Annotated in this window: 2 protein-coding genes; both read right to left on the bottom strand. The window is 72.9% G+C overall.

All coding sequences use genetic code 11. From position 1 onward, the window contains the following. Window positions 1-32: 32 nt before the first annotated feature. The gene (locus HRUBRA_RS12930; protein WP_035517842.1) at window positions 33-740 is read right to left on the bottom strand and encodes an OmpA family protein; all 708 of its coding nucleotides are present in this window, start codon (window positions 738-740) and stop codon (window positions 33-35) included. 156 nt (window positions 741-896) lie between these two features. Continuing rightward, the coding region (locus tag HRUBRA_RS12925) for an aminotransferase class V-fold PLP-dependent enzyme (protein ID WP_035517840.1) at window positions 897-1,255 on the bottom strand (359 nt) is incomplete at its 5' end.

Below are 1,255 nucleotides of genomic sequence, written 5' to 3'. Positions count from 1 at the left end.
GGGGGGGGGGGGGGGGCGCCAACGCCGGTGCCTCAGTCGCTGCTGGCGATGGCGGCACCGCGGCGACGCAGCTCAATGCGCACGCGCCGCTCCAGCGCATAGCCGTCGAGGTCGCCCTCGGCGACCTGCGACCGCTCCTCGCCGTGGCCGTGCACCGTCACCCGGCTCACGGGGACGGCGGCGTCCACCAGTGCACCGGCGACCGCCTCTGCGCGGTCGAGAGCGAGGATGGCATTGTCTTCGGCGCGCCCGCGCGGGTCCGCATAGCCATCCACGCGCACTTCGATGTCCGGGTTTGCGGCGAGGAACTGCGCAAGCAGGCCAAGCCGCGCCCGGCCCTCGTCCGTCAGCCGGCTCTCGCCCGTGCGAAACAGCAGTTCCAGCTCGAGCTGCTCGAGGGCCATGCGCGCGTAGCGGGCGGTCTCGCGGCGTTCGGCACGCAGCGCCTCGTCCAGGGCAGCGAGGTCCTGCTCCAGGGTGGTAACAGCCCGCTCTCGCTCGGCGAGTTCAGCGCGCACCGCGGGCAACTGGTCCGCCCGCTGCACCTGCTCGCCGAGCCAGGCGCCACCGATGGCACCGGCCAGGGCGCCGAGGGGACCGGCCGCAACCGCCCCTGCGGCAATGGCGGAGATGGTGGTCGCGTCGCGCTTGAGCCCGGTGGTACCGGCCGCGCCGGCCGGTGCCGCAAGCACACTGCCGAGGACGAGAATGCTGGCAGCGGTAGTAAGGGTTCTGTGCATGGCTGTCTCCTTGCTCTGTGATGGCCGGAGGTGCCGGCCGGCAGGGCAAATTACAGCGCGATGTCCGGGCAGGGCCCGGGCAGGACCGTGGCGCAGCGGCGATAAATTGTGGCGAAAGGTGGCGGGGCGGCGCGCGAAACCTGCCGCGGGCGCCCGTCAGCCGAGGGCGGACGAGAGGGCGTCGCAGGTCCACGCCACCTCCTGCGGCGTGTTGTAGTGCACGAAGGACAAACGCACCACGCCGGCGGCGGGGAACACGCCCAGGGCCTCGAGGAGCCTGTGGGCATAAAAATGGCCGCTCTCGACACCAATGCCCTGCCGCTGCAGGGCCGCGGCGAGGGCAGCGGGCGTCTGCCGGGTGGGCACGAAAGACACCGTGGCCGACCGGTCCGCCGTACCGGGACGACCGAGAAGGCGTACATCGTCGCGGCCTGCAAGCAGTGCCAGGAGTGGCGCCGCGAGGGTCGCCTCGTGCGCGGCCAGCGCGGCTCCCAGCACCGCCAGCCGCTCCCGCC

The organism is Pseudohaliea rubra DSM 19751 (assembly GCF_000764025.1).
In the GTDB taxonomy this organism is placed as follows: domain Bacteria; phylum Pseudomonadota; class Gammaproteobacteria; order Pseudomonadales; family Halieaceae; genus Pseudohaliea; species Pseudohaliea rubra.
The sequence above is the reverse complement of the archived record's forward strand: the minus strand, read 5'-3'. Positions and strand labels throughout refer to the sequence as shown.

Excerpts from the sequence above, each read along its gene's own strand:
- HRUBRA_RS12930 (WP_035517842.1), bottom strand. The coding sequence starts at position 740 with ATGCACAGAACCCTTACTACCGCTGCCAGCATTCTCGTCCTCGGCAGT.